This window comes from Acinetobacter sp. 10FS3-1, assembly GCF_013343215.1.
GTDB classification, from domain to species: Bacteria; Pseudomonadota; Gammaproteobacteria; order Pseudomonadales; family Moraxellaceae; genus Acinetobacter; species Acinetobacter lwoffii_C.
The window spans coordinates 1295545-1321019 of record NZ_CP039143.1; the positions used below are offsets into that span (position 1 = coordinate 1295545).

The window sequence follows — 25475 nt, forward strand, 5'->3', positions numbered from 1 at the left end:
CGGTCAGAGGTAAATGCCTTGCTGTCATTTACTCAGGATGGTATTGAGCCAGCTTGATGCGGAAAATATTCACTGTATGTTTTAATGCCAAGCTTTAGCGATGTTTCAGATTGCCCAGATCCGGGCGTTTGCTCTTGATCTGCTCCTGTAAGTCACGATATTGCTGCACACGCATTTTGGCCTTGTCATGGAGTTTCTTTTTAATATAGAGCGCAAGCGCGAAGCTGGTGGTGGTAAGGGTCAGGAACATGCTGTTCATAAAGCTCACCATGGAGCTGATATAACCGATGGTGGTTAGACGGTTCATCATGCGAATAACCTGTGGGCTGCTTTCCACGCCAGTAATGGCCCAGGTACATAAGTGTTCGCAATTATTGATAATCAGGTGGTAGTTGTTTTCATGCATTCTGGAACGCATGCGACGGACTGCTTTACGGCCTGTATATTTAGCTGATTTATAATACTGGATTTGAATCGGCTTGCCGTGGCTGAATTTTTCAATAGACGTTATTTCAATGGGATGTTTCTTAAATAAATGCGCAAATCCGGAATAGTGGATTACACGACCACGCCCGGCATAAATCCCGTGATGAGTATAACCGAAATGTTTCACCATAAGATGCGCTCCTATGGGAAACCGTTTAGTCTGCTGCATGTAAAGATTAAACCATTTAATAACAAGTGTATTTTAAAGCTTAAGTGTACTGTTTTTTTGTGAATTAATCGACATTTTAGCTAGGGCGTGTCCTCATTTGAAGAATTGGTTTTAAATACTTAAAATCCTCCTTTGAGTTATTTTTATTTCTACATTTTCAATGGCGCGCACTCTTCTTACCGATGATATCCGGCAGAAAATTCAAGATACTATGCGATTACATGGTTGCTACTGTTCAAAGAATCGTAGAAATATCATGGAAGCGATCTTATGGAAACTGCGTACAGGCGCCACATGGCGGGATATTCCCCAAGAATTTTGTCCTTGGCAAACTGCTTACAATCGCTTTAATCGTTGGGCAAGCAAGGGATTGTGGGATAAATTTTTTTTAGATTACGAGGCGTCCTGGATCAAGAATGGGTATTCATTGACGGAAGCTACATACGCGTGCATCAACATGCAAGTGGAGCTCGGCATGGTTTCAAAAGAGCAATTGGACAATCACGTGGTGGACGAACAACAAAAATACATCTTGCAACCGACGCGAATGGATTACCGATTGATTTTAAAATCATTGGGGGTGACGTCCACGACAGTCAAGTTGCAAAACAACTGATTGATACTGTAGACGAGGCAACTTATCTTATTGCTGATAAGGGGTATGATGCTGGGCAGATTAGAATATATGCCCAGAATAAGGATATGATTCTCATTATTCCAATGAGATCAAATAGTAAGAGGTTGAATAAGGAGTTTGATAAATATCTATATCAATTAAGACATTTAGTTGAAAATGCATTTGCGAAATTAAAACATTTCCGTGCTATTGCTACCCGATTTGATAAGCTTGCACGAAATTATCAGTCTATGATCTACATTGCTTGCATGTTTATTTGGTGCAAAGCCAAATGAGGACAAGCCCTAGCAATTACATAAAAGAAGCTTAAAAGTATGCAGCTCTGATTTTATATCAGGGCTGCATAGTATGTTGATTTTAAATAAATTGAAATCTAGCACAATCTATAGTTGTATGACTATATCTTCCTTATGAATAAGTTCAGGATTGTGAGTAATAGCTATGATCGTCACGCTATCTTTTAGGCTACGCATATGAGACATAATTTCATGCTCTGTTTCTATATCTAAATTTGAACTGGCCTCATCCAAGAGCAGAAATTCGGGATCAGCATATAGTGCTCTCGCTATAGAGATCCTTTGTTTTTCTCCGCCAGAAAGAGTCATGCCTCTTTCCCCAACTTTGGTATCGAAACCATCGGGCATCATGATAATACGATCTAAAATTTGTGCTTTTTGAGCTGCCTGATAAATTTTATGGTCATCATAAGGCCGCCCTAAACAAATATTATTTTTAATCGAATCATTCAGTAACATTACTTCTTGTGGAACTACACCTACTTGTGAAAACCATGTATTACGGTCAATACTGTTTAAAGAAATATTGTGCACTACAATATCTCCTTGATCAGGTTCAATTTGTTTTAAAATCAACTTGAAAATAGTTGATTTACCTGCCCCACTATCACCTGTTAGAAAAGTGATTTTTCCACGTTTTGCAGTAAAGTTAATATTCTGAATTCTACGTCCATTTGAATAAGTGAAAGATACATCCTGAAATTTTAAGACACCAGAAAGATGTTTACTCTCTGGACAGTTTGCTGTTAATTGTTTTGAGTTGTCTGCTAATTCTGGTTCGTTCCACATTCTGGCAAAAGGTTTGAATTCTATATAAGATTGATTAAATTCAAGTATACATCTCCCGATCATTTCAAAAGGTGTATTAAGTTGAAGCAATAGAGTATTAAATAAAACCAGATCGCCCACACTCATACGACCTGCCTGAACATCAGGAATAAGAATATAAAAAGTAATAATAAACTGAATGCTAAGAGCCAAACCAAAAATAACAGCATAGTAAGTACGCTTTAAAGAATATGAGGTCAGGCTTTTCAATATTTGTTTAGAACCTTCCTGAAACCGATGCTCTATCCAGGCAGCTGCATTAAAAAATCTTAAGATATCCATCATAGACATGGCATTGCCCACCAACTGGGTGTTTTTTTGTCTTTCACTGGTTGCTACTTTTAAATATTCTTCTATGCGTTTACTTGAAAAATATGATAATCCAATAAAAAATGACCCGTATAAAAGAACAATTGTCACCACCTTAGGATCTAGCTTCAGGCCGAGAATAAAGCATGAAAAAACAATTTGTAAGGCACTTGGGATAAAGGAAATCAGACTTAATTGCATCACTTTATTCAATGCAAATGCTCCCTGATTTTGCATTGCCTGAATTTCAGCAGGATTATGGTCAATAAAAAAGTGAGATTCTTTTAGAATGATGGTAATCCTCCCATAAATAACCGAAGTTAAAAGTAGAGGTTAAGCAGCCATTAGAGGTGGCTTTCCTTTGTTAGCTTGATGTGGTCTTTCATGGTTGTAATGCCACAACCAGTTTGTTGCATAATCTTGTACTTCATCCAAAGTATCAAATAAATGCTTGCTCAGCCAACTATAACGTATGGTCCGATTATAGCGTTCAATATACGCATTCTGCTGTGGCTTACCCGGTTGAATATATTCAATACGAATACCGTGCTCAGTAGCCCAGCGCACAAATTCGTGACTGATAAATTCGGGACCATTATCGCATCGGATCACTAACGGTTTTTCTCTCCACTCCAGCAATTGATTCAACGTACGAATAACCCTGATTGTGGGCAATGAAAACCCTGCTTCAATGGCTAGGCCTTCGCGGCGGTAATCATCAATCACATTCAATAATCGAAACTTGCGACCATCGGAAAGCTGATCATGCATAAAATCTAATGACCAAACCTGATTTTCTCGGATTGGTTCCTTCAATGGTTCAGGCGCATGCCGTTTTAGTCTTCTTCTCGGTTTAATACGCAGATTCAGTGCCAACTCACAGTAAATGCGGTAAACCCGCTTGTGATTCCAGCAGCAACTCTCAACATGCCGTAAATACGAGAAGCACAAACCAAAGCCCCAATCGGAATTTTCCTCAGTGAGTTCAATGAGCTGTTCAGCAATGAGTGCATTGTCATCGCTGAGTTTGGCTTGATAGCGGTAGCAGGTTTCACTAATGCCAAATGCTTTACAAGCCAAACGAATACTAATGGCATGCTGGGCAACTGCCTGTTGTGCCATCTTACGCCGGCAAGATGGCTTTACCACTTTTTTGCCATCGCTTCCTGGATGATTTCGGCCTTTAATCGCTCTTCCGCATACATCTTTTTAAGTCTGGTATTTTCGGCTTCTAGCTCTTTCAGTCGAGCCATTAATGATGTATCCATACCACCATATTTGGCACGCCATTTATAAAAGGTAGCATTACTCATGCCGTGTTCACGGCAAAGGGTCGCTACAGGTGTGCCAGATTCTGCCTGTTTCAAGATGGACATGATCTGACTGTCAGTAAATTTAGATGTTTTCATGCAGAATCTCCTGCTCGTATCTTAAGAGAAAATTCTACTTTTAGATCCTATTATTTTTAGGGGGGATTACCTGATTTTCTTAAAAAAGTTTGTAGAGCTAATATAATTCAAGGTTTCTGCAAGAATGACAGATAGGTAAATTACAGCTTCTTTAAAAATTAAAGACAGCCCAAGTAACACTGCATAAAAAAAGAAGCCTAAACCTATTATAGTCTCTACAGAATTACTTAAGGTAACTTTGTCAATCATTGACGCAAAGGTATAAGGAGCCAAAACTGCAAGTATTGTTGACAACAAAATAGAACAGCATAATAAAAAGATATAAATCTTTGATTGTTTAATAAATAATTTGCTGTTTTCAAATAATGTATGTTTAACGTTCTGTAGATCATTCTGAGGGGAAGTGTGCAAATTTCTCTCCACCTTTATCTCAAATAATTTTAGTTCACTTTATCAATTATTTCTTAAATTCCCTATCTCATTTAATATGGTGGCACTTGGATGAACTTCTATTGGTATTGGTTTGATTTCAGATAGGTTTTTCATCAGCAAACTTTGTTGAGGAGAGCTGACGTTTATTAAGCTACTAAATTCTGCCTACTATAATAATCGAAGAGCGGGAAAAATTAAGTAAGCCTGATCATTAATTAAAACTCTGTAAAACTTATACTGTCGTCATTCAAATCCATAAAAATGAAAATAATACTTTTAAGATGAAAGAATTAAATCAAATTGATAGTATCTCTAGGGAAAGAGCCATAATTCATTAACTCATTCACTATTTTGTAAAAAGACAGTATGCTTAGGCCTGTAACAAGGAGCATACATGTATCAAGTACTTGCGCGAAAATATCGTCCTCGTAATTTTAATGAGTTGGTGGGTCAAAACCATGTTTCACGTGCCTTAACCAGTGCACTTGAGCGTGGCCGTTTGCATCATGCCTATTTATTTACAGGAACGCGTGGAGTGGGGAAAACCACCATTGCCCGTATTTTGGCGAAGTGCTTGAACTGTGAAACGGGTGTGACTGCAACACCGTGTGAAGTTTGCCCGACCTGTACGGCGGTTAATGAAGGACGTTTTATCGATCTGATCGAGATTGATGCCGCATCCCGTACTAAAGTGGAAGATACCCGTGAGCTGTTGGATAACGTACCTTATGCGCCAACCCAAGGTCGCTTTAAGGTTTATCTGATTGACGAAGTGCATATGCTGTCTACGCATTCTTTTAATGCCTTGCTCAAGACTTTAGAAGAACCCCCAGAACACGTTAAATTCCTGTTTGCCACCACAGATCCCCAGAAGCTCCCGATTACGGTGATTTCCCGTTGTCTGCAATTTACCTTGCGTCCTTTGGCGATAGATGAAATTACCGAACATTTAGGCAATATTTTAAGCAAAGAAAGCATTCAGGCCGATCAGGATGCGATCTGGCAAATCGCGGAATCTGCCCAAGGGTCTTTACGTGATGCTTTGTCTTTAACTGATCAGGCGATTGCCTATGGTCAAGGAGCCATTCAGCATCAAGATGTCAAAGACATGCTGGGTCTGATTGACCGTACCATTATTTATGACCTGATTCTGGCAGTTCATCAGAATCAAAAAGCACGGGTTAGCGAACTCTTGCTTCAGTTCCGTCAGCAGGCACTGGATGTATCCCTAGTTCTGGATCAGCTGATTTCGACCTTGCATGAACTGGCATTACTCCAGTATCTGCCAGATTTAAGCCTGAAATATAGTGCTGAAATCAATAAAAAAATCATGCAGCTATCTGCGCTGATTTCTCCACAGGACCTACAGCTTTACTATCAGATTGCCTGTAAAGGACGAGCCGATTTACAGCTGGCCGTCACTCAGGAGCAGGGCTTTGAAATGACAGTATTGCGTTTACTGGCTTTCCGTCCAATCCAGCCTCATGAAATTCCGGTCACTCAGGCTACGCCAGCTCCAGCAGAGGAGACGCCCTCGACCCGTTTGCAACCGCCCCTAAAAAACAGTCAGACGGAAGCTGTAGAGGCAGCCCCTGCCTTTGATGGGTTTTCATTAGAAGATACAGATAAGGCTGAAACGCTATCATCATCTGAACCATCTTCGGATGATTTTCTGGAAGATGAAGTAGCAGAGACTGAATCTGGTACTCCTGCATTCAGTCAAACTCCAGATGCAACCGTTCTGCCTGTCAGTGAGGTCGTTAGGGCCGATACTGAATCTGCCTCTATACTATTTGATCCGGAAAGTGGCGATGCGCTGTTTGGATTTGAAGACATTGTCGCGACAGAGACCGTTGAAGAAAGTACCGACAGTAGTGATGATTTTCTTTTGGCGGAATATTTGCCGGCTGAGGCAGCTTCCATTCATCATGAAAAGACCGGGCAAAACCTTGTACTTGAAGCAGCATGCGAAGAGGTGGTGGCCGAGCAGCAGCTGAATGAAACAGCTATTACATTAGAATCTCAGCCAAGGGCACAGCTTGCAAAAACTGAGCAGAATAATTCTGCAGATTTAATGCCTCAGGATATTCTAAAAACACCTGAACAGGTGCTGGAAGGTGAGTGGACGGTGGAGAAATGGGAATACTGGTTTAGAAATAGCCAGCTTTCTCCAGCGGTACAGGAGTTGGCACAATACGGTATTATGAGTGGCCAGATTAATGCAGCATCGGTATTTCATCTGCCTGAACAATATCAGCAGTTGTTTAGCCAGTTGCAGCACATTCTGGAAGAAGCGCTGAAGGAGAAATGGCCACAGACTTTCTTTACGGTCAAATTTGAAGATGTCGAGCAACTTACGCCATATGTCATGCAACATGAACGTAAAGCACGAGCTTTTAAACGTGCTAAAGAGCTACTCTATGCCGAGCCGGCAGTGCGTGACCTGATTCGGCAGTTTGATGGCGAACTGCAAAATATTCAGCTGAAATAGAACATATCTTAAGGCGAAGCATATTCTGCTAAAGCATCCCGCATTTCTTTAGAAATCGGGATGCTTTTTCGTGTCTGACGGTCTACAAATACATGAATAAAACTGCCCTGAGCTGCTGCGCTGTCTGAACCTTGCTTAAAAATTGCCAGATCATAACATAGGGAAGATTGTCCTATTTTTTCAATTGCCACAGCCACCTCAATGATCTCGGGATAAGACAATTCTTGATTAAACTGACAGTTGGAGCTAACCACCAGTCCGATAAAAGCAGAAGATTTCGGGTCGAAACCTGTTTTTTGAATGAGCAGTGTATTCGCTGCCGTGTCAAAATAGCTGTAATAGGTGACATTATTGACATGTCCATACAAGTCATTATCGGCCCAGCGGGTCTGAATAGGCAGAAAAAAAGAATATTGCGCGCGCTGTTTAATAGTTAATTTCATAAAGTTTAAGATTCAAGCGATTAGGTCGGAAAATATGGTCTATTTTTTTTAGATAAAAACTAATAAATTGCCTGATAAATCTGGTAAGCATCCTCTACGCTCAGCTCTCGTGGATTGTTCTGCAACAGACGTCCTTGTTTCATGGCATCCTCTGCCATAACTATCAGCATATGCTCAGGAATATCCAGTTGTCTGAGTTTTAAAGTGAGTCCGCTTTTGGTTAAGTGATTATTAAAATGGTCAATAAACAGATCCGCCAGCCCATCATGACAGCCCTTGCTTTGTGGTTCCAGCCAAGTCATAAGCTCGGCATAGCGCTGTTTGGCAGCCGGTATATTGAATTTCAGAACTTCAGTCAGTACCAACGCATTACTATGCCCATGAGAAATATGGAAATGTCCACCTAAAGGGTAGGCCAGCGCATGTACGGCACCGACAGGTGCATTGGCAAAAGCCTGCCCGGCCAGCATTGAACCGACCAGCATATTCTGTCGTGCTTCCAGATTACTGCCATCTTTGAGTACCAGAGGCAGATTCTGGTTCAAAAGTGTCAGGGCATGCTTGGCCAGTATATCTGTATAAAAATTTTTCTTGAGCTTTGAGGTATAAGCTTCAATTGCATGCACCATGGCATCAATGCCGGTCGCTGCTGTGATATGTGCCGGCAGGCTCTGGGTAAAACTGGCATCTAAAATTGCCGTATCAGCATAGAGAATAGGGGCCACAATCCCACTTTTAGTGGTTTCTCCGGTTGTTACAATGGAAATAGGCGTGACTTCAGAGCCAGTCCCTGCCGTAGTAGGCACCAGAATAAGCGGCAGACGTGGGCCAGTGGCCTGATCAACCCCATACAGGTCGGACAGGCTTTGATGCTGCGTCGGGTGACTCAAGATCGCAATCAGTTTGGCGACATCCATGGAGCTGCCGCCACCAAAACCGAGCACCACATCAATATTTTCCTGCTTGGAAAAAGCGGCTGCCTCAAGAATTAGAGTATCGGCCGGATCAGCCTGAACCTGAGCATAAATGGCATAGTCCAGTCCAGCATCTTCAACAATATCTAGAATAGGAAGATGGAGTTTATGTTGAAACATGCCGGGATCAGTGACCAGCAACAGCCGTTCATAACGGCCTTTTTTAAGAATCTGGGACAATTCCTGAATCGCGCCAAGTCCGGCAATAATATTGGGTACGGTTTGAAACTGAAAACGATCCATGGGCTTATCCTTTCTTTTTATGCTAAATACGAGATTATTCTAGGGGGGTGATATAGGATTCATGCAGTAAATAACTTAACATAAGAATCCAGGAATTGATTAACTTTGAGGTTGTTTATGTCATCCAGAACGCCATATAAGGTGTTATGTGTCTGTTTGGGAAATATTTGTCGCTCTCCCACGGCAGAAGTGGTACTCAGACATTATTGTGATGCAAGGAAACTCAACATTGTGGTCGATTCAGCTGGCACCAGTAATTATCATCCGGGCAAGGCACCCGATTTGCGCAGTCAGCAACATGCTTTAAAGCGTGGCTATGACTTATCTAGCTTACGGGCACGTCAGCTGACTATTCAGGACTTTCTTGAGCATGACCTGATTCTGGCTATGGATTTGGAAAACCTGTCTAATATTCAAGACTTGCAAGCCAAGGCGGAAGCCCAATTCGGTGCTTTACGTGCCCGTACTGCCTTGATGAGCGAGCATGATCAGGACTATCCACAGCAGGCCTTACCCGATCCTTATTATGGAGGTGCTGAGGGCTTTGAGCGTGTGCTGGATCAATGTGAGTCCAGCAGCAAAGCTTGGGTCGAGATTTTTCAACAGCATCAAAGCAGCCAGGTTTAAGTTATGCAGATTCAAACTGAAGTTCAGCTTAAATCCTTCAATACCCTGAATCTTGACGCGGTGGCTTCTTATTATACGGAAATTCAGTCGACGGATGATCTGACTGTTGCACTGGATTTTGCAGCACAGCAGCAGCTGAATAGTTTAATTCTGTCAGGCGGCAGTAATATGCTCTTACCTGAACGCATCCATGCGCTGGTATTGCATATGAATATCCGCGGAATTGAACTGCTGCATGCAGATGAGCACCATCAATTTCTACAAGTTGGCGCAGGTGAAGTGTGGCATGATTTTGTGCTCTGGACCACTGCACAGCAGCTGTATGGGTTACAGAATCTGGCGCTGATTCCCGGACGTGTCGGTGCCTCTCCGGTACAGAATATTGGCGCTTATGGGGTTGAGGTCGGCGAGTTTATCGACTCGGTACAGGTATATGATCGCCAGACCAAGCAGTTTGGGTCAATTGCTGCGGCAGATTGCCAGTTTGCCTATCGGCATAGTATTTTCAAAGATGACCCGACTCGTTATGTCATTACGCACGTCACGTTTAAATTACTCAAACATGAAGATCTGAAACTGAATTATGGAGATCTGAAGACTGCGGTAGGTGATCATCTCACTGCAGAAAATCTGCAACAGCAGGTGATTGCCATCCGCCAAAGCAAATTGCCTGATCCTAAAGACTATCCTAATGTGGGAAGTTTCTTTAAAAATCCGGTGGTGGATCAGACAGATTTTGACCAAATTGCAGCAAATTTCCCGCATTTACCCCATTATCCGCAGCCTAATGATCGGGTTAAAATAGCGGCAGGCTGGCTGATTGATCAGGCGGGCTGGAAAGGTAAACAGCTGGGGCCGGTAGGGATGTTTCATAAACAGGCACTGGTACTGGTGAATTATGGTCAGGCATCGCTGAAAGATGTGCAATATACATATCATGCGGTACAACAGGCAGTCTGGGCACAATTTAGGATCATGCTAGAGCCGGAGCCGGTATTATTTGATATAAATGGCTTAATCCGTTCTCATCAAGGATGAATAATTAAATGAAAAACACCTTTTGGATGGTCCGTCTGGTACAGCTAATCACGGGATTGTTTGTGCTGTTCGGCTGTTTGCTGGTGTTATTCTATTCGCCTTTTTATTCGCATCTGGTGGTTAAGGGACTCAATCAGTTTGTATCTCTGGAAGTGAATGAAGTTGCGGCACAAAGCCAAAAAATGGCTGCTCTGAGTGAGCATGAAACACTGGAGCCAGGCTCTGATTTATGGATTGCCCGTCAGGCTTATTTACAGGTAATCGAGCAGGATATTCAGCAAAATAACTCAGCTAACCTAGTGCTGATTCAGGCCCGTTATAAAGCGTTGCAGCAGCTAATCGAAGACTACCAACGTCAACAGCAGGAAGAAAAAGCTGAGCAAACTCCTCCGCCGCAAGTGCCGTTATTGCCCACTCAGGCCGTCGCTGTGGAAATTAGTGATCCCACCGAAAATGTCCGCCAGTTACTGGAATGGGACAGCAATGAAAATAAAGAGCGTATAGAGCAGTATATCGAGTTTTTGACTACTCATTCTTTGGAGCAGGAAGAAGCCAGCGCAGCAGAACTGGTGGACGAGAAAGCCATCCAGCAGGAGCTGGCATTGTTACAAGATCAGCAACAAAAGCCACTTAATAACGCCAAACCTTATGCAATTGTAGTGGTGGGTGGTGGTTTGACGCTGGACGAAAATGGCAAAGATATAGTGGTTAATAATTATACTCGACTGCGTTTGGAAACAACCCTAGAAGTTGAAAAACGCTTTCAGTTGCCGATTGTATTAAGTGGCGTTGAAGCACCTTATATGCAACGCTGGCTACAACAATATGATGTCGATGCCAAACTGCTTGAAGATCGCAGTATGAATACTTGTGAGAACAGTCGCTTTAGCTCGTTATTATTACAAAAAAAAGGTGGAGCACCGACAGTGATACTGATTACAGACCGTTATCATATGCCGCGTACCCGCCGTTTATTTGCATTAAACGGAATTCAGACCATTCCGGTAGAAGCACCAATGCCGACGTCATTAACCAGATGGCGTCCAAGTACACAAAACTATGATCATAGTCGCCGGGCCAATTATGAACTGTTGGCCACCATACGCGATGTGTGGTTCGGATCCAGTGACTGTCGGGAGGTACCATAATGTCTGATATTCCATTTTTAAATCCTGCAATCCTAAAACAGCTTGACCTGCCTGTACCGAGCCGGGACATTACGCCGCAATTATTAGAATCGCTGAATTTAAACCGGCTAGACGAGCAGGTATCACCTGATTTGCAGTCCTATCGCAAGTTATATGGCTTTGATTCACTGGATTGTAAACACTGGCAGGGCTATATCGAAATGCCACTGTTCAGGCTGCATGTTCAGGTCTTTGAGCCTCATCTGGAAAATACCCGTTTTGACAAGATACAGGGTACGGCTTTTTTATTACATGGCTATTTGGAACATAGCGGAATCTATCAGCCGATTGTACGGGAACTGCTGGAACAGGGGTTTAGCGTACTGACCTATGATTTGCCGGGGCATGGGCTGAGCGATGGTTCACCGGCCAGCATTCAGAATTTTGACCATTATCAGCAGGTCTTGCATGCCGTGTATCATTATGTCAAACATGCAACGCAATTACCGAAGCCTTGGGTTGGTATTGGACAAAGTACCGGTGGCGCGATCTGGATGCATCACTTATTGGAATTTGCAGAACGCCGCGAGAATCCTTTTGTGGATCGTGTGCTGCTGCTCTCTCCACTGATTCGTCCAGCCAAGACAGCCTGGTGGCATAATCCGCTTGGACTGGGAATTATTAGTCGGATTAAGCGTGAAGTGCCACGGCATTTTAGACGGAATAATCATAATCCGGAATTCCTGCGTTTTATCCGTTTAAAAGATCCTTTGCAGCCCCGTATGATGGGGATGGACTGGATTCTGGCCATGTCGCGCTGGATGCTGGAAATGGAAGAGCGTCCAGCTTGCCGTATTCCGGTCTGGCTAGCGCAGGGTGCGCAGGATCAGACAGTGGACTGGCGTTATAATATCGAGTTTATCCGGCGTAAGTTCCGTTTGCAGACTCTATTGATGCTAGAAGAAGGTTCGCATCAGCTGATTAATGAGCGTGCGGATATACGGGCAGCCTTAACAGGTCTTATTCCGGCTTTCCTGCATGCGCATGGCAGCAAAACTTATTATTAAGCAGCATCCAAAATCTAAAAGAGGCGTTGAATAACGCCTCTTTAATTGAGTAGGAATCTGAGACCTGTAAAATCAAAAGCGTTCCAGTTCAGCCATATTCCACATCCGGAAGTAAAAATTCTCCTCATCCTTGTTTTCACAAGACAGTAATTCGCCTTCTTTTAACCAGAAATGAATCTGCGCAAAATTCTTGATTTCATGATTGCTAATCCGCTGTGCCAGATGATGCGGCTTAATGGCTGAAGGATGTTCTAAACCTGCAGAGGCAATCAGTTCTGCCAGAGCATGCAGGGTGTTTTTATGAAAATGAAATGCCCGTTCAGCTTTGGTCGGGACATGCAAAGCCTTCTGGCGGTTGTGATCCTGAGTGGTTACGCCGACTGGACATTGGTTGGTATGACAGCTTTGTGCCTGAATACAGCCTACGGCGAACATGAAGCCTCGCGCTGAATTGACCCAGTCAGCACCCATTGCCAGAGTACTGGCGATGTCAAAGGCACTAATAATTTTACCACTGGCACCAATCTTGATTTTATCCCGGATCCCTGCACCTACCAGCGTATTGTGTACAAAAAGCAAACCTTCACGTAGAGGAGCGCCTACGTAGTCCACTAGTTCAATGGGGGCCGCGCCAGTCCCGCCTTCAGAGCCATCTACCACAATAAAATCCGGGTAAATCTGGGTATGCAGCATGGCTTTGACCATACTCATAAACTGCCAGGGTTGTCCCAGACAAAGCTTGAGGCCGACAGGCTTGCCTTTAGAAAGTTCACGTAATTGCCGAATGAAATGCATCATTTCAATAGGGGTGGAAAAGGCCGGGTGGTTAGAAGGGGAAATACAGTCATGCTCACGACTGATGCCACGAATTTGGGCAATTTCTTCGGAAATCTTGCTCTTTGGCAGAATACCGCCATGGCCCGGCTTGGCACCTTGTGAGAGCTTGATTTCAATCATTTTTACTTGAGGTAGTTGAGCTTGGGCTGCAAAGCGTTCAGGATCAAACTGACCACTTAGCGTACGGCAGCCAAAATAGCCGCTACCGAGTTCCCAGACCAGGTCCCCACCATGTTCCAGATGATAGGGACTAATGCTGCCCTCACCAGTATCATGATAAAAGTCACCTTTTTTAGCACCCAGGTTAAGAGCGCGAACAGCATTGGCACTCAGGCTGCCGAAACTCATGGCCGAGATATTAAAAATAGAAGCAGAGTAGGGCTGACTACATTGTTCATTCCCAATCAGGATACGGAAGGTTTGTGGATCTGCAATCTGGCATGGGGTCATAGAATGGGTCACAAACCTGTAATTATCTTCATACACATTCAGGATTGAGCCAAAAGGCTTGTCAGCATTTTCATTTTTAGCTCGCTGATAGACCAGACTGCGCTGCATACGTGAAAAAGGCAACGCATCACGGTCTGCTTCAATAAAATACTGACGAATTTCGGGGCGGAATTCCTCAAAAATAAAGCGGAAATGCCCCATGATTGGGTAGTTTTTAAGAATGGAATGTTTGGTTTGCAGGACATCATATAGCCCAAGTAAACTCAGTAGAATAGTCACAATCCATAAGGTATTCACGAGGGTTTGTGGCATAAAATAATTAATATAATGCGGCTCATAACCAATATGAAACGTGGTAAAAATCACGGCAATAATAATGCACGCAAACCAGATCGAGTGGCGTGAAAAAAAAGTATTCAATAGTTTGTGGCGTATTAATTGAGCGGGGTTAGCCATTGTGATTTTATTTCCCTGAGTCTACATAGGCTTTATCATGTACAAACCAAGGGCTGAGATACAAGCAGAGAATTGTTGTTTAATTTTATAGGCTTATTGTAATAGCCCTGAATCAAGGAAAAGCTGGATAGATAATAGCGAGAAATTTTGCAGAAATTATTCTAAGGGAAAAACTCTATAAAATTTATGTATTTTTGATATTACTCTCAAAGAATGAACTATGGTTATACATAGTACATGGCAATATTAAAGATGAAAATGACACCTCAAAAATCCATTCATTTGAATGATGCAGAACTGACCTGTCTATAAGTCATGCTAGGTGTTTAGTGCCGGCATTTCCTGCAATGGAACAAATTCAAAACTTCAGGTTCATCTGTCCGTGGTTTGCAGAGGGACCCGTAGGGACTCAGCTGCTTGGATTGTTTTTGAGTCTGCGGCCAAAGTTGTATACAGGCATAAACTCAGCAAGGTGAATGCATAATTGAGTACGATCGTCATACTGGAACCGTTTGACGGCAGCTTCCTCTCTTCTCATGGATTATTGATAAAGCAGACAAAGACAATAGATGGGTTTGCTGGCCGATTGATCAAACCCAGATAATCAAAAAATATAGTCCCCAATAGGGGACTTTTTATACTATGGGATTTTTAAAGTTGAGTGGATATTCTATTGAGAATCCTGACTATCAAGCTGATAAACTGCATTCGCTACAGTGGTAGGCTCTATCTGTTTGATTTTTTTTCCAAAGCTGCGTAACCACCAGGTCAGTTGCGAAGTAAAGGGGACAGTCGCACTGATCAGGAACATGCCATTTTCCAGCTTTTCAATTTTTTGGTCTTTGCTGAGCTGGCTTTCTTCAAAATAGTGGGCATCTACCTCATCCATGGTCAATTTCAGGGTGACATTTTCAGTTGGATGGTTGAAGTCGACGCGAAAGCCCAGTGCCCCTGATTCAATATAATCATCAATATCAAAATTTACAGGATGCAAAGCACGGGAATTTAGCACAATTGCGGATTTAAAGCGGTGCAGGGCAAAGGTTTGAATATCGGACTTATCATGACGGGTACAGACCAGATAAATAATTGAACCTTTTTGTACCAAAGCCAGTGGATTCAGAATATAGGTTTTTTCCTCACTTTGAAGACCACGGCCCTGATAGATACATTCCAGTTGCTTGTCCTGTAATAAAGCTTCATAAATGGCTTGCTGGGCGACCTTATCGACAAAAGGCGGAATCAGTGGTTGGGTGGCCGGTACAATCCGGACCCGGTTGATCCATTGCCGGACATTATTTTGCGAAGAAAGACTACGTCGCGCCAGATCAAACCAGGGATTCATTTCATCAATCAGGCTGGGCGGTAGCAAATGCTTCAGGTGTTCTTCTACCATCATAAAGGTTACAGCCTGCGAGCTGGTCATATGAGGCAAGCTTTGAATAGGAGCATCTGAACGCCAGCGCCAGCCTTGGGGTGTCGTTTTACTGCTTTCAATCGGAAAGCGCTGGGCAATCTGGTTTAAATCACGCTGAATGGTCCGCAAGCTGATTTCAATGCCTTCACGGTTCAGGATTTCCTGTAATTCACGTGTTCCCATCCATTTACCGGTAGAAAGACGCGACAAGATTTGCCATTGGCGATAAAGGCTATTCGAGGTTTCTTTTTCTTGTGCTGACATAATATATTTTACTGGCTATCAATAGGACAAGTGTAGATCAAGAGAGTAACACAATATGAAATCCGCATTTTTTTCGCAAGTCATTCTGCGCAACAAAGGTTCTATAATACAAAAACTCAGGTTAGAGACGAAATTAATTCAGACCCTGTAATTATCAAAGTAATTAAGCTCCGCCCTTCGCAACTTTTATACCAGCAGTTGCCTTTAAAAAGTTATCCATAAAATATAGCCAGATTCGCAGGATTAATGTGATCTGTGATTCCACGGCCGAATGAGTCATGCTCGAAGATAATTTAAGAACATCTTTCGAAGTTGTCGAAATGATAAAATACCTGAAGATAAGTCAAAAATTAAAGCCTAAATTATTTGAACAGTTTCATGTTTTTAGCACGGAAATAATCAAAATTATTAAAAGGGATTCTGATTGAAAGAGCTGATACTGACCGGTCTTTGGTGGTGGTCTTAATATCGGTTACTATAACAGCGCATATTATGAACTGTTTTTCTGGCAAGAGTAATAGATAGGCTCTTGGTAACATCGCGTAACCTTTTTGTGGGAAGCATGAAGGTTTATGTAAAAACCATAGGTGGCTATCATCTAGTTAATGTTATTTATAAATGTATCGATGGTGTATCTTGATTTTTTACTTTAAAGCAGAGAGGAACTAAGGTACTCCCAATTTAATGGTAATCTGTTTATAGCATCATATTGTAATTGCCCATGCATCAAGAGCAGGGGCAGTAAATGATAAATCAACCTTCCCTATATCGATAGCATAATCGGATCTTATTTGGATGAGACAGTACTTGTCAAAATGTTCTGAGCTACCAAAGTCCTCAGGCAAAATATGTGAAATATATTTCGTCTTGTGGAGCTTAGTGGATCGTGAGAGCAGCTTAAGGTTTGGGTCACTGAATACTGGTCGGGCGACTGGCTTCTAAGCAGTCAATTGAAATATTTAAAATATTTGGAATAAGAATCTTGGTTAGCCTGTATCTTTATAGTGTGCAGCCTACTTTGAAATTAGTTCTAAATAAAATAATTCAATATCAATATTTTAGAGCACCTTATTGATTTACATTTTTTAAGTTCAGTTTAGTGCGCTGAAATAGTATCGAGCAGTTTAACGCGATAAGCGATCTCTGGTGGTAGTTTATCCTAAGGGTAAGGAAAAAAATATGGGAGTAGTTGACAATCTGCATTCACAGCCAACGAAGGAAAACGTCATGGTCTTGTTGAATACCAATGCGCAGCATATTTTTTGGTTAGGTCGATATTTATCTCGAACCCAGTTTTTATGTTCGCATTTTCCATTTCTGGATGATGAGGCGGCACTTAATTATGCTCATGCCTTTTGCCTACCGGCTTTTGATGCCAGTTCGTTAAATGAGTTAATCCTGGATGCGAAGCAACCCGCTTCTTTCAGGTACTATTTTAAGCAAGCTCAGGAGAAGATTCAGAAGTTACGGGGAGTTTTATCAGCCAGCGCCTATTCAGAACTGAGCAGGCTGATTAAAACTACTCATGAAAATGCTGCTTATATCTGTGATGTTGTTCATGATTGCGAAGATGTCTTGGAGGCAGAATCCCCGGATATCTTTTTATTTTTCAGCTTGGGCCAGTCTTTAGATCAACTGGATCAACAGCTACGTTTAGCCATAGACACTCAAAAGACCTTAACTAAAATTGATTATCTTGTTGAAACTTTAGTTGAGATGGGATGGGAAGATTTGGAAGAATACTGGCAGCAATTACGCCGTACACCGAGTTCCATCCAGTTTTATCAGTTCAGTGATCATATTCATCAGTTATTCGAGGCTGATCTCTAATTGAAGGTGAACCGACTTATTACAGGCGATATGCTATTGGTTTTGAAGCTACCATTTCTGCATGTATCTTGTTTAAGTCGAAATAGGTGTGCTATGCGATATTTTTGAGGCCCATCATTTGGTAAGTCATGCTTGGGCAGAAGTATAAATTAAGAAAAAGTAGTATTGTTTTGATATTAGTCATCAGCTGTGTAGGGCAAGTACCGAGGTGTATATTGCCGCTGGTTGGGATGATCGGGATGTAACCCGCACGCAGGGTAAGGGAAAAGGAGGAGAGGAATCTATGTATTCTATCTTCCAGATATTAGGCTGTTAACAGGAGTCAAATAATGACCTATTGTTGTGCGCTACGTTTAGAACAGGGAATGGTTTTTATTAGTGACACTCGAACCAATGCGGGTGTGGATCATATTTCAGTATTTCGTAAACTATATACTTTCGGGGTGGATGGAGAGCGTCTGATTGTGGTTCAAGCCTCGGGAAACCTGGCGACAAGCCAGGCGGTGATTGGTCACATTAAAAACCATCTGGAGCTGAAACAGGAGCCGAATATACTCAGTTTGCATACCATGTTTGATGTGGCAGAGCTGATTGGCAGTATACTGAAAAAAGTCATCGCCAATGTTACTGAGGATGTGCAGGAGCAAAGTACCTATTATTGTAATTTGCTGGTGGGCGGACAGATTAAAGATCAGGAAATGCAGCTTTACCATATTTATCCGCAAGGTAATTTTATTTGCTCGACAACGGATACGCCATATTTCCAGATTGGAGAAAGTAAATACGGTAAACCGATTCTGGACCGCGCTTTGACCTATGATATGCCATTAGATGAGGCGCTGCGTTGTTCTCTCATCTCCTTTGCCTCAACTTTACGTTCTAATGTATCTGTGGGAATGCCACTGGATGTGCTGGTGTATAAAAAAAATAGTCTGATGATGCCGAAGGGTAAGCGGATTGCAGAAGATGATAAGTATTTTACTGATATTAGCCGTCAATGGTCGGAAACTTTAAAAAAGGGTCTGGCAGAATTACCGACGCCTTCAAGTGAGTATTTTCTTTAATAAGTAATAGAATGATCTCGGACAATACAAAGCCCAACTCAAGGTCGGGCTTTGTATTGCTGATAAAATTTATGTTTACAGCACTTTACGTCGTGGGCGGTTGGTCAGACGGCAAAGCAGCTCATAACCAATGGTGCCATTGGCTTCAGCCACATCATCCACCAAACGGGTTTGCCCCCAAAGCTCAACCTCGGTGCCTAAGTCTACATTTAAGCCCGTGACCTCAATTGCAATCATATCCATAGCTACGCGACCAATCACACGGGTAGTCTGGCCATTAATCGCAACATAGTTTTGTTGAGGGAAAGCACGTGGATAGCCGTCCCCATAGCCAATTGAAACAATGGCTAAATCCATATCTTGATCAGCGGTAAGGGTTGAACCATATCCCACAGACTCTCCTGCTTTAATTGAATTCAGCGCGATAATTTCTGCGGTAAATGTCATGACAGGTTTTAAGTCCAGATCATGGATTGTTTTATCTGCAAAGGGGGAGGCGCCGTAAAGCATAATCCCGGGACGAACAAAATCAAAATGTAATTCAGGATACTTATAAATTGCTGCCGAGTTACAGCAGGAGCCCATGAGCGGCGCACAGTCATTTTTGACTTCAAGGAACTGGCGAATCTGTTCATCATTTAAAGGATGATCAGCATCGGCATTGGCAAAATGCATCGCCAGGACGCAATTAAAGCCTTCGGCTTTGAGCTGATGAATAACATCTTTAATGTGCTCAAGTTTAAAACCAAGACGGTTCATGCCACTATTCAGTTTAACCCAGACTTTCAGTTTTTTAGCGTTATAGGCCTCTTTATAGGCCAGTAGCCAGTCTAGCTGTTGCGGGTGATGCACAACAATTTCAATATTTTGTTCAATGACCACTGGCATTTCATCAACTGAAAAAACCCCTTCAATCAGGGTGATGGGCTGCTGATATCCGAGTTGGCGGATTTCCAGAGCTTCTTGCAGACAGGCGACCCCGAAGGCATCACTCTCTTTTAAGGCTGCTAAGCAGTCTTTAACTCCATGTCCATAAGCATTGGCTTTGACCATGCTGACGATTTTAGCGTTTGGGGCAAGTTGTTTGACACGGTTTAAATTATATTGCAGGGCAGAACTGTCAATATAAACTGTAGCTTGACGCACCCTAAATTACTCCTTAAGGGACGGTGGAAATGTGAGAATGATTACTCATCATCCTCATACTGAGCATAAAACTCAGGAGACAGATTACTAAAACGGGTATATTGACCTTCAAAGGCCAGACGAACGGTGCCAATTGGACCATTACGCTGTTTACCAATAATAATTTCGGCAGTCCCGGCTTCTTTGGATTCCTTGTTATAAACCTCATCACGGTAAATAAACATAATCAAGTCGGCATCCTGCTCGATCGCACCAGATTCACGCAGATCCGACATCACCGGACGTTTATTTGGCCGGTTCTCCAGAGAACGGTTGAGCTGGGACAAGGCAATGACCGGACACTGCATTTCTTTGGCCAGTGCCTTCAGGCTGCGAGAAATTTCTGAAATCTCACCGACACGGTTATCCCCCATACCCGGAACTTTCATCAGCTGTAAATAGTCGACCATGATGCAGCCCAGTTTACCGCCATGCATTTTGGCAATACGGCGCGCACGCGCACGAACTTCTGTCGGTGGCAGGGCAGATGAATCATCAATATAGAGATGCTTTTCCTGTAAATGTACAATCGTACTGGTTACTTTGGACCATTCATCACTATCCATTTTACCGGCACGTAAATGTCCCTGATGCACACGGCCAAAAGAAGAAATCATACGCATGGCAATGGAGTCAGCGGGCATCTCCATTGAATACACCAGAGCTGGCAAATTATTATTAAACAGGACGCTTTCGACCAGATTCATGGCAAAAGTGGTTTTACCCATAGATGGACGCGCTGCAACAATAATTAAATCACCGGCCTGCATCCCGGAAGTTTTATTATCCAGTTCTACAAAGCCTGTAGTCAGACCAGTAATACTGCCTTCCATTTGTGACAGTTCGTTCAGCTTGTCAAATACATCGGCAACGACGGTGTTAATGGCTTTTGGGCCTTGCGCCTTGGCATTATTATTATGCTGTTCGGCAATCGAGAAAATATTGGTTTCGGCCAGATCCAGAATTTCACTGACTGGACGACCTTTGGTGTCATAGGCGTTCTGCAAAATTTCAGAACTGACCTTGATCATGCTACGAAGGGTAGAGAACTCCTTAATTTTACCTGCATAAGTTTCCAGGTTATAGAAACTTGAAGGAGAATCTGCCATCAATTGCATCAGATATTCTTCACCGCCAACCGCTTCCAGTAAGTTTTGCTTGATCAGCCAGTCATGTACCAGCACAGCATCATAAGGTGAGTTTTCTTTGGACAGCTGTTCAATTGCACGGAAAATATATTTGTGGCGTGTTGCATAGAAATCATTTTCGGTCAGTACGTCGCCAACCTGTTCAAAAGATTCAGCCACAGTCATCAGGGCAGCAAGTACAGCTTGTTCAATCGCTAAATTGTGAGGTGGAGTGCGAAACTCCTTGAGACTGCTATTTTCAGTAACAATTTCTGGTTTAGCGCTAGTTGCCTTGATGCTGGCATTCGCCTGTGACATATAAATCCCTGATTTTAAAAACAATGGTCAAATATTATCGGAGATGAATAGCTTTCATTCACTACGATATGAAATGATACGCGCTCTGGCATCAAATGCGAAGCCTAATTTTTTATCAACACGAATAATAAAATGAATTTTAAACAGTCGAGTGGGAGGACTGACATTTTTTAGAGATAAAAAAAGAGCATGCTCACGCATGCCCTTTTTATGGTGAGAAATTACTCAGCTACGATTGTAACTAGAACTTCTGCAACAACATCATGGTGCAATTGAATTGCGATGTTGAATTCACCAGTGTTGCGAAGTGCGCCATTTGGAAGACGAACTTCAGCACGGTCAACTTCAAGACCAGCATTTGTCAACGCGTCAGCGATGTCACGAGTACCGATTGAACCGAATAGTTTACCTTCGTCACCTGACTTAGCAGTAATAACGATGTTCACTTCGTTCAATTGGTCAGCACGTGCTTGAGCAGCAGCTAAAATATCAGCTTCTTGCTTCTCAAGTTCAGCACGACGAGCTTCAAAAGCAGCAGTATTTGCTTCAGTAGCAGCAACTGCTTTACCTTGAGGGATAAGGAAGTTACGGCCGTAACCAGCTTTAACTGAAACTTTATCGCCTAATTTACCAAGGTTTTTAATGCGTTGTAATAAGATAATATCCACAGCTCAACCTCACTTATGATTGTCAGTGTAAGGGATCAAAGACAAGTAGCGAGCTTGTTTGATAGCAAGCGCTAATTGACGTTGATAACGAGCTTTAGTACCTGTAATACGGCTAGGAACAATCTTGCCATTTTCAGTGATGTACTGTTTTAAAGTGTCGATATCTTTGTAGTCGATATATGTAACGTTCTCAGCTGTAAAGCGGCAGAACTTGCGACGACGGTAGAAACGTGCCATGTTATGTTCTCCTTATGCTTCAGCAGAGTCTTGAGCTTGTTGTGCTTCTTCACGTTGAGCTTTACGCGCACGTTTTTCTTCAGCACTTTTAGCCAGTAAAGACTCTTCAGTGATAGCGTTTTCACGACGGATGATAAGGCTACGAATGATTGCGTCATTATAACGGAATAATTCTTCAAGCTCATCAAGAGTAGTTTGACCACACTCAACATTCATTAGAATGTAGTGAGCTTTGTGGATCTTGTTGATTGGGTAAGCCAATTGACGACGGCCCCAGTCTTCAAGACGGTGGATTTGACCTTCAGCTTCTTTGATGTGGGTTAGGTAACGTTCTACCATACCCACAACTTGATCGCTTTGGTCTGGATGTACCAATAGTACGATTTCGTAGTGACGCATTGTCAGCTCCTTACGGTTTACACAGCCCCAATTTAGATAAATTGAAGCAAGGAGTCACAACCTGGGTTGTGTCGCAGTGTTTGCGAAGCGTGGATTTTAGTGGGTTTTGGTAAAAAATACAATAGGATTGGTATAAATTGCATGATCAAAATCTTGGTTTTGTTCTGAGCAGCAAGAGGATATGGCCTTTCAATAGGGGAGACTGCTGATAATTTAAGTGAGGGTTGAGTCTTCCGTGTTGTACCAAGCCCACCTTAAAAGCCAAGCCCAATTAGCGAGTGTATTGCAAAGAAGTTTCATAATCTACAGCGGTGCGTATCCCTGTTTGAATAGAAATTTCATCATTATTGACCAACTTTGGGGCACCCCGAAAATTGCTCCAGTCCAACAAATTGGTAATACTGAGCTGATATTGACGAGGCAATTTCTGACGCAGCTGGTGTAAAATAAAGCACACTCATATAGATTTGGGATTTTATTATCGAAATCAATCTGTAAGCCTTATACCTGATTTTCTCGCTGCTACCACTGACTGAGTAAACTCGGCACCTGTTGATAGTCTTGTGTACTCCAGCTTAGATGATAACAGCAGATGACTAGCCGGATTTTTTGCTCTTATGGTCGTGGTGCAATACCTTGCCGAATAACTGACAGAATGAAGACTAGAAAATAATAATAAAGCGGCTAAATACAGTATGGAGCTTTTTATAATTGCTATATGAAATGAACATTTTTATTTATTTTGAATATTCTGTTTTAGCAAAAATTCCATAAAGAGAAATAAAAAAAGATAGAGACTAACTCTATCTTTTTAAAAAAATACGATTGGATTGGCAGGTAGAGTAGAGGTAAAACTGAATGAAATACTGATAATGGTAATCAGCAGGACAGAAAACAGAAAATAACGTTTTGCCCAGAGCTGGTCATTTTCAGCCTTAAATCCAATTACTCCTAAATACAGCCAATAAATACAAAGCGCATTGAGAATAATGACATAAATCCAGTTTGCATAGCCGTAGATAAATAGTGCATTCATTGTCAGTGTAAATAATACGACATAAATAAATGACTCAATCTTGGTTCGATAAATCGAACGAGCTACAGGCAAAATTGGAATATTGGCATTTTTGTAGTCATCAAAGCGGTAAATAGCAATTGCCCAAGAGTGGGGCATTTGCCAGAAGGCATAACCCAAAAAGATGAGTAATGCACCCATGTCAAACTGACCGACTACAGCCGTATAGCCAATGACAGGTGGAGATGCGCCGGAAATACTGCCGACAATAGTTTGATGAATAGTCGTTCGTTTTGTCCATAAGCTGTAAAAACCAACGTATACGACAAAACCAATGACCGCGAATAGGAAAGCGTATGCATTTACCCAAAACCATAAAATACCAAAACCAATCACACCTAGCACCAGGGCAAAAGCCAAGGCTACAGGAACAGAAATAGTTTTTTGCACCAGAGCACGGTTTTGCGTGCGCTGCATTTTCTGGTCGATGTCCTGATCAATAACGTTATTGACCACACATCCTGAGGCAACTACAAGCGTAGTACCCAGAAGAGTAAGGAGCAAGAGAAGGAAATCTACAGAACCTTGAGTGGCTACAAAGTAGCCACCCAAAGTGGTAACGAAGTTACCAAAGAGAATCCCTGGCTTCGTCAGGAATAAATACTTTTTCAGCATGACAACCAGTTTAGATCATCATGTTGTAGTGTAGGTAATTCATGATCCATACAGAACCCACTAAAAGAATAGAGATGGTTAAGATGGTATACACGAATGCAATCACGTTCCAGCGCTGCTCTGAAGAAGAGTTCATGTGCAAGAAGTAGATTAGCTGTATAAGAATCTGGGCAACTGCAGTAATCGCAATGACTGTGATCAAGATACCGCGACCAAAACCGCCTGCCATGACCATACCAAATGGAATGATAGTCAGAATAACAGACAGGATAAAGCCGATTGTATATTGCTTAGTGTTACCGTGTGCTGCACCAGCTGAGTTATGATCGTGACTCATTACAGAACTCCCATCAAGTAAACTACGCTGAATACACAGATCCAAACGATGTCAAGGAAGTGCCAGAACAAGCTTAGGCAAGCAAGACGACGTGTGTTTGCCAGAGTCAAACCATATTTCTTGATTTGAACCATTAACACGATCATCCACACCAGACCAGAAGTTACGTGAATACCATGCGTACCAACTAGAGTAAAGAACGCAGATAAGAACGCACTTGCGCTTGGACCGTGACCTGCATGAACTAAATGATTGAACTCATATAGCTCCATGCCGATGAAAATTGCACCGAATACCCAGGTAATTGCTAACCAAGTTAATACTTTTGCAACATCTTTTTTGTATGCAGCAAGAACCGCAAAACCAAAAGTTACAGAAGAGATCAAGAGAGCAAAGGTTTCAGTTAATACAAAACCTAAAGAATCGCCAAAAAGATCTTTTGCACTTGGCGTACCCACTGGAATGTGGCTACTTAAAACAGCGAACGCAATGAAGAGTGTACCAAACAGGATAAGGTCACTCATCAAGTAAGTCCAGAAACCAAAGACTGTGATGTCAGTATCATCGTGATGATGCTCATCGTGTCCGTGGTTCTGATGATGAAGTACTTCAGCCATTGT

The 25475-nt window shown here is 42.3% G+C and carries 23 protein-coding genes; 8 read left to right on the forward strand and 15 right to left on the reverse strand.

Annotation, left to right across the window (positions count from 1 at the left end; genetic code table 11):
• Positions 1–94: 94 nt before the first annotated feature.
• On the reverse strand, positions 95–655 hold the full coding sequence (locus E5Y90_RS06075) for a lecithin retinol acyltransferase family protein (RefSeq protein ID WP_151203941.1): 561 nt from the start codon (positions 653–655) through the stop codon (positions 95–97).
• A gap of 160 nt (positions 656–815) precedes the next feature.
• On the opposite strand from E5Y90_RS06075, the gene E5Y90_RS06080 reads away from it, so the two are divergent.
• A protein-coding gene (locus E5Y90_RS06080; protein ID WP_416377165.1) for an IS5 family transposase occupies positions 816–1567 on the forward strand; the annotation gives its coding sequence in 2 pieces (ribosomal slippage) (positions 816–1050 and positions 1050–1567; 753 coding nt in all).
• 108 nt (positions 1568–1675) lie between these two features.
• On the opposite strand, the gene E5Y90_RS06085 is transcribed toward E5Y90_RS06080, so the two are convergent.
• Positions 1676–2962 carry an ABC transporter ATP-binding protein gene (locus E5Y90_RS06085; protein WP_174659694.1) on the reverse strand — a complete coding sequence of 429 codons (1287 nt, stop codon included), beginning with the start codon at positions 2960–2962 and terminating at the stop codon, positions 1676–1678.
• A gap of 96 nt (positions 2963–3058) precedes the next feature.
• A protein-coding gene (locus E5Y90_RS06090) for an IS3 family transposase (protein ID WP_101494812.1) occupies positions 3059–4134 on the reverse strand; the annotation gives its coding sequence in 2 pieces (ribosomal slippage) (positions 3059–3882 and positions 3882–4134; 1077 coding nt in all).
• Positions 4135–4960: 826 nt separating this feature from the next.
• Here E5Y90_RS06090 and dnaX point away from each other — a divergent pair.
• A complete protein-coding gene (gene dnaX, locus E5Y90_RS06095) occupies positions 4961–7057 on the forward strand; it encodes a DNA polymerase III subunit gamma/tau (RefSeq protein ID WP_174659695.1) in 2097 nt (698 codons plus the stop codon).
• Positions 7058–7065: 8 nt separating this feature from the next.
• Here the strand turns inward: dnaX and E5Y90_RS06100 are convergent, their stop codons facing one another.
• Positions 7066–7500 (reverse strand): acyl-CoA thioesterase, encoded by a 435-nt coding sequence (locus E5Y90_RS06100; protein WP_174659696.1) that lies wholly within the window; start codon positions 7498–7500, stop codon positions 7066–7068.
• Positions 7501–7559: 59 nt separating this feature from the next.
• Positions 7560–8717 (reverse strand): iron-containing alcohol dehydrogenase, encoded by a 1158-nt coding sequence (locus tag E5Y90_RS06105; RefSeq protein WP_174659697.1) that lies wholly within the window; start codon positions 8715–8717, stop codon positions 7560–7562.
• 117 nt (positions 8718–8834) lie between these two features.
• On the opposite strand from E5Y90_RS06105, the gene E5Y90_RS06110 reads away from it, so the two are divergent.
• From E5Y90_RS06110 to E5Y90_RS06125, 4 genes are read left to right on the forward strand one after another with little or no spacing between them, the layout of a single operon-like run.
• Positions 8835–9344: a low molecular weight protein-tyrosine-phosphatase gene (locus E5Y90_RS06110; RefSeq protein ID WP_174659698.1), complete on the forward strand. Its 510-nt coding sequence runs from the start codon at positions 8835–8837 to the stop codon at positions 9342–9344.
• A 3-nt stretch (positions 9345–9347) separates the two neighbouring features.
• Positions 9348–10382, forward strand: coding sequence for a UDP-N-acetylmuramate dehydrogenase (gene murB / locus E5Y90_RS06115; protein ID WP_174659699.1), 1035 nt, complete (start codon positions 9348–9350; stop codon positions 10380–10382).
• Between the two features lie 8 nt (positions 10383–10390).
• The gene (locus E5Y90_RS06120; protein ID WP_174659700.1) at positions 10391–11530 is read left to right on the forward strand and encodes a YdcF family protein; all 1140 of its coding nucleotides are present in this window, start codon (positions 10391–10393) and stop codon (positions 11528–11530) included.
• Entirely contained in the window at positions 11530–12576 is a 1047-nt protein-coding gene (locus E5Y90_RS06125) for an alpha/beta hydrolase (RefSeq protein ID WP_151204416.1), read from the forward strand. Before E5Y90_RS06120 ends, E5Y90_RS06125 begins: the two co-directional genes overlap by 1 nt.
• A gap of 72 nt (positions 12577–12648) precedes the next feature.
• Here the strand turns inward: E5Y90_RS06125 and E5Y90_RS06130 are convergent, their stop codons facing one another.
• Together E5Y90_RS06130 and E5Y90_RS06135 are read right to left on the reverse strand one after the other, a co-directional pair.
• A complete protein-coding gene (locus E5Y90_RS06130) occupies positions 12649–14319 on the reverse strand; it encodes an FMN-binding glutamate synthase family protein (RefSeq protein ID WP_151204415.1) in 1671 nt (556 codons plus the stop codon).
• 670 nt (positions 14320–14989) lie between these two features.
• Positions 14990–16000, reverse strand: a complete 1011-nt coding sequence (locus E5Y90_RS06135; protein WP_174659701.1) for a helix-turn-helix transcriptional regulator — start codon at positions 15998–16000, stop codon at positions 14990–14992.
• A 1227-nt stretch (positions 16001–17227) separates the two neighbouring features.
• Here E5Y90_RS06135 and E5Y90_RS06145 point away from each other — a divergent pair.
• Together E5Y90_RS06145 and E5Y90_RS06150 are read left to right on the forward strand one after the other, a co-directional pair.
• Positions 17228–17830 (forward strand): alpha-E domain-containing protein, encoded by a 603-nt coding sequence (locus E5Y90_RS06145; protein WP_151208106.1) that lies wholly within the window; start codon positions 17228–17230, stop codon positions 17828–17830.
• A 329-nt stretch (positions 17831–18159) separates the two neighbouring features.
• Entirely contained in the window at positions 18160–18894 is a 735-nt protein-coding gene (locus E5Y90_RS06150; protein WP_151204412.1) for a proteasome-type protease, read from the forward strand.
• Positions 18895–18969: 75 nt separating this feature from the next.
• Here E5Y90_RS06150 and alr read toward each other — a convergent pair whose 3' ends face one another.
• The 8 genes from alr to cyoC form a co-directional block, all read right to left on the reverse strand.
• Positions 18970–20040: an alanine racemase gene (alr, locus tag E5Y90_RS06155; RefSeq protein WP_174659702.1), complete on the reverse strand. Its 1071-nt coding sequence runs from the start codon at positions 20038–20040 to the stop codon at positions 18970–18972.
• Between the two features lie 41 nt (positions 20041–20081).
• Positions 20082–21524, reverse strand: a complete 1443-nt coding sequence (gene dnaB, locus E5Y90_RS06160; protein ID WP_151204410.1) for a replicative DNA helicase — start codon at positions 21522–21524, stop codon at positions 20082–20084.
• A gap of 221 nt (positions 21525–21745) precedes the next feature.
• On the reverse strand, positions 21746–22192 hold the full coding sequence (rplI, locus tag E5Y90_RS06165) for a 50S ribosomal protein L9 (RefSeq protein WP_151204409.1): 447 nt from the start codon (positions 22190–22192) through the stop codon (positions 21746–21748).
• 9 nt (positions 22193–22201) lie between these two features.
• Positions 22202–22429, reverse strand: coding sequence for a 30S ribosomal protein S18 (gene rpsR / locus E5Y90_RS06170; RefSeq protein WP_004278792.1), 228 nt, complete (start codon positions 22427–22429; stop codon positions 22202–22204).
• 12 nt (positions 22430–22441) lie between these two features.
• Positions 22442–22828, reverse strand: a complete 387-nt coding sequence (gene rpsF, locus E5Y90_RS06175) for a 30S ribosomal protein S6 (protein ID WP_004696436.1) — start codon at positions 22826–22828, stop codon at positions 22442–22444.
• 811 nt (positions 22829–23639) lie between these two features.
• Positions 23640–24518, reverse strand: coding sequence for a heme o synthase (gene cyoE, locus E5Y90_RS06180; RefSeq protein WP_174659703.1), 879 nt, complete (start codon positions 24516–24518; stop codon positions 23640–23642).
• A 10-nt stretch (positions 24519–24528) separates the two neighbouring features.
• Entirely contained in the window at positions 24529–24855 is a 327-nt protein-coding gene (locus E5Y90_RS06185) for a cytochrome o ubiquinol oxidase subunit IV (RefSeq protein WP_151204407.1), read from the reverse strand.
• A complete protein-coding gene (cyoC, locus tag E5Y90_RS06190) occupies positions 24855–25472 on the reverse strand; it encodes a cytochrome o ubiquinol oxidase subunit III (protein ID WP_151204406.1) in 618 nt (205 codons plus the stop codon). The genes E5Y90_RS06185 and cyoC overlap by 1 nt, the downstream gene beginning before the upstream one ends.
• Positions 25473–25475 lie beyond the last annotated feature (3 nt).